This window comes from Cryobacterium sp. RTC2.1, assembly GCF_035018685.1.
Classification (GTDB): Bacteria; Actinomycetota; Actinomycetes; order Actinomycetales; family Microbacteriaceae; genus Cryobacterium; species Cryobacterium glucosi.
The window spans coordinates 1-4,114 of record NZ_JASJXJ010000227.1; the positions used below are offsets into that span (position 1 = coordinate 1).

Sequence of the window (4,114 nt, forward strand, 5' to 3'; positions counted from 1 at the left end):
GGCGCCGCGGAGGAGGGCGTCGAGCCAGGCGCGCGCGCCGATGTAGACGTCGTCGTCGTAGCGCTTGGTGTACTCGTTCTGCTGCAGGTCAGCCCGGGGGTACGAGCCGAGGAAGATCACCTTCGGGCTGAACCGGCGCAGGCCGAGCAGGGCGTCGGCGACGCGTTCGTCGTGGATGTGCCCGTCGGCGTCGATCACGAACCGGTAGCGACCGAGCGCGTCGCCGATCGGACGCGACTGGATCAGCGAAAGGTTGACCCCGCGGGTCGCGAACTGCTCGAGCAATTCGAGGAGCGCCCCCGCGCGGTCCTCCGGCAGCTCGACGATGAGGCTCGTCTTGTCCGCACCGGTGCGTTCCGGGATCACGGTCGTGCGGCTGACCAGCACGAACCGGGTGACGGCGTTCGGGTTGTCACCGATGTCGGTGGCGAGAACCGTGAGGTCGAGATGGTTCTCGATCCCCGGAGGGGCGACCGCGGCATCCGCCTGTTCGGTCTCGAGCAGTGAGGTCGGCGCCGCCACATTGCTCGAGGCGGGGATGTGGCCGTGGTGCGGAACGTTCGTCTCGAGCCAGTTCCGGCACTGGGCGTATGCGACCGGGTGCGCGGCGACGATCTTCACGTCGGCAAGCGTCGTGCCCGGCCTGGCCACGAGCACGAAGTTCACCGGCACGAGATACTCGCCGATGATCCGGAGGTCCGGCACCTTCGCGAGCGCGTCCTGGGTGGCGGACACGCCGCCGTCGACGGAATTCTCGATCGCGATCATCGCGGCGACGCTGCGACCGGAGACGACGTCGGCGAGCGCCTCGCCCACGTTGTTGACGGAGCGCCAGGCCTGGGCGCGCGCCTCGGGCACCTGGGCGAGTGCCGCCTCGGTGAAGGTGCCCGCCGGCCCCAGGAAGCTGTAGCTGGCTTTGCGCGTCTCGGACATGGCTCACAGCCTACTTGCAGTGCCAGACTGGGGACATGAATGAACGTGCGGGCACTCCGGCCCTGGAATCAGACCTGATCGATGTCGACGCGCTGGTCAAGGCGTACTACGACCTGAAACCCGATGTGACCGTGCCCGCCCAACGGGTGACATTCGGCACCTCCGGGCACCGTGGCAGTTCGCTGAACACGGCCTTCAACGAGAACCACATCATCGCGACGACGCAGGCCATCGTCGAGTACCGCACCAATCAGGGCATCACGGGCCCCCTTTTCATCGGGACGGACCCGCACGCGCTGAGCGCCCCGGCGTACACGACGGCGCTCGAAGTGCTCGTCGGCAACGGCGTGCGCGTGCTCGTCGACGAGTTCGACGACTACGTGCCCACCCCGTCGCTCTCGCACGCGATCCTCGCCTACAACCGGGCAGGGAACACCGATGAGGCCGACGGCATCGTCGTCACCCCCAGCCACAACCCCCCGACCGACGGCGGCTTCAAGTACAACCCCCCGCACGGTGGACCGGCCGACAGCGACGCCACCTCCTGGATCGCCGCGCGCGCCAACGAGCTCATCGCCGGCGGACTCGTCGACGTGAAGATGAGCGAACCGAGCGCGGTCGAGACCTACGACTTCCGCGGTGCGTACGTGAACGACCTCGAGAACATCATCGACATGGCCGCCATCAAGGCGAGCGGCATCCGCATCGGCGCAGACCCCCTCGGCGGCGCGAGCGTCGGCTACTGGGGAGCGATCCGCGACCGCTACGAGCTCAATCTCACCGTCACGAACCCCAAGGTCGACCCGACCTGGCGCTTCATGACCCTGGACTGGGACTCCAAGATCCGGATGGACCCGTCGAGCCCCTCCGCGATGGCCTCGGTCATCGCCCACAAGGACGACTTCGACATCCTCACCGGCAACGACGCCGACGCCGACCGGCACGGCATCGTCACGCCGGACGGCGGCCTGATGAACCCGAACCACTTCCTCGCCGTCGCGATCGACTACCTCTACAGCCACCGCGAGGGCTGGCGCGCTGACGCCGCGATCGGCAAGACGCTCGTCTCCTCGACGATGATCGACCGGGTCGCCGGCTTCCTCGGCCGCGACCTCTGGGAGGTGCCGGTCGGGTTCAAGTGGTTCGTGCCCGGGCTCATCGACGGTTCGGTCGCGTTCGGCGGCGAGGAGAGCGCCGGTGCGAGCTTCGTGCGCTTCGACGGCACGGTCTGGACGACGGACAAGGACGGTATCCTGCTGGCCCTGCTCGCCTCCGAGATCCTCGCCGTCACCGGCAAGAGCCCGAGCCAGCGCTACGCCGAACTCGTCGAGCACTTCGGCGACCCGGCGTACGCCCGGGTGGATGCCGCGGCGACGCCCGCGCAGAAGGCCCAGCTCGGCAAGCTCGACGGCGACGCGATCACCGCGACCGAACTCGCCGGCGAGAAGATCCTCGCGAAGCTCAGCCACGCCCCAGGCAACGGGGCCGCGATCGGCGGCCTCAAGGTCGTCACCGAGAACGCCTGGTTCGCCGCCCGGCCGAGCGGCACAGAGGACGTCTACAAGATCTACGCCGAGTCCTTCAAGGGCCCGGAGCACCTCCGCCAGGTGCAGCTCGAGGCGAAGGCGATCGTCGACGCCGCCATCGCGTAGACACTTTCGTAGACGGATGCCGTCGCGCACGTTCGCCGGTCGGCGGGCGCGGGCGGCGGCATCCGTCGTGTGACGCGGCCGGTGGTTAGGGGATGCTCCAGTAGTACGCGGTGGCGCCCGGGTGCTTCACGGTGATCGCGTAGTCGACGGAACGGTAGTCGGTGTCGTCGGTGTGGCCTGCGTAGTAGATGACGATGTCGTCGCCGCTGCCCTCGATGCGGGTCACGACGCCGGTGTGGTCGCGGTCGCCCGAGTTGTCCCAGTCGAACTGCACGACGTCGCCGACCTTGACCTGGTCGCGCTGCTGGTCGGTGAGCGCGGTCGCACGCCCAGAGCTCGCGAGGTAGTTGCGGAACGCGGTCGAGCTGACCCAGGCGTTCGAGTGGGTGAAGGACGAGCCGGTGCCCTTGGACCACCAGCTGCCGTCCATGGCCCAGCCGCGCTGGATCAGGGACTGGCTCGTGAAGTTGACGCAGTCGTTGTCGGTGACGACGCCGTAGTCCGCCGTGTTGTAGTTCGTCCAGTGCGCGATCATGTAGTCGACCTGGGCCTGCACTCCGCCGGTCGAAGCCGCCGCGACGGGGGCGGGCGCGGCGGTCGTCACGGGCGCCGGAGCGGGTGTCGGCGTTGCGGTCGCGACAGGCGCGGTGTCGACGGCGACGGGAGCACCGGCATCCGCCGGCGTCGCCCGAGGGGTCGCGGTGTCTGTGGGGGTCACCGATGTGGCGATCTCCGCTCGCGCCGAGTCTGAATCGTCGTCGCCCCAGGATGCGACGGCGGCGGTGCCGATCACGAGAGCAGCGAACGCGAGCGCGGCTGCGCTGATGCGAAAGCGTCGGGTGAACTGCACGAATTCCTCGTCTCATTTGGGGGGGGATATATCCAGATAATCACACTTCAATGGGAAAACTGCCCGCCAAGCTATGAAGTGTCGCTGAATCGCCGGGCTAGGCGACGCTCCAGTAGCTCACCGTTCCCCCGGTGTTCGCGAGGGATTCCTCGACGGACTTGTCGAGGCTATCTTCGGTGTGACCTGCGTAATAGAGGTGCGTTCCCGAGGCGTCCTTGACGACGCGGGTGACGATTCCGGTGTGGTCTTTGTCGCCGGAGCGGTCCCAGTCGAATTGCACGATGTCGCCCACCTTGACCCGGCTGCTTTCGCCGGCGGTGAGCGGCGTGGCACGCTCGGGGTGGGCGGACAGGTACGCGGCGAACGCGGTCGAGCTCGACCAGGCGGAGCTGTATCCGGCGCCTGCAGCGCTATAGGACCACTCGGCGTCCATCGTCCACCCGCGCGCGATCAGCGACTGGCTCGTGAAGTTGACGCAGTCGTTGCCGCCGATGGCGCCGTAGACGGCGGAGTTGTATGAGTTCCAGTGGGCGCGCACGTAGCCGATCTGGGCCGTGATGCGCGGGTCGGGGACGTACTGGAAGGTGAGCGGGCTCACGCCGGCGGCGACGGCCACAGCGGGTGCGGTGTCGGCCGCGGCGCCGGTGCTCGCGAGGGCGCTCGCTGCGCCGCTCGGGGC

Annotated in this window: 4 protein-coding genes; 1 reads left to right on the forward strand and 3 read right to left on the reverse strand. The window is 68.4% G+C overall.

Annotation, left to right across the window (positions count from 1 at the left end; translation table 11 throughout):
- On the reverse strand, positions 1–933 hold a 933-nt coding region (gene pheA, locus QN357_RS18080; RefSeq protein WP_323505307.1), incomplete at its 3' end, for a prephenate dehydratase.
- 35 nt (positions 934–968) lie between these two features.
- On the opposite strand from pheA, the gene pgm reads away from it, so the two are divergent.
- The gene (pgm, locus tag QN357_RS18085) at positions 969–2,585 is read left to right on the forward strand and encodes a phosphoglucomutase (alpha-D-glucose-1,6-bisphosphate-dependent) (protein WP_323505308.1); all 1,617 of its coding nucleotides are present in this window, start codon (positions 969–971) and stop codon (positions 2,583–2,585) included.
- An 85-nt stretch (positions 2,586–2,670) separates the two neighbouring features.
- On the opposite strand, the gene QN357_RS18090 is transcribed toward pgm, so the two are convergent.
- Both QN357_RS18090 and QN357_RS18095 read right to left on the reverse strand, forming a co-directional pair.
- A complete protein-coding gene (locus tag QN357_RS18090; protein ID WP_134449156.1) occupies positions 2,671–3,435 on the reverse strand; it encodes an amidase domain-containing protein in 765 nt (254 codons plus the stop codon).
- Between the two features lie 97 nt (positions 3,436–3,532).
- Positions 3,533–4,114: amidase domain-containing protein (locus tag QN357_RS18095; protein WP_323505309.1), on the reverse strand; the 582-nt coding region annotated here is incomplete at its 5' end.

Excerpts from the sequence above, each read along its gene's own strand:
- pgm (WP_323505308.1), top strand. The coding sequence starts at position 969 with ATGAATGAACGTGCGGGCACTCCGGCCCTGGAATCAGACCTGATCGAT.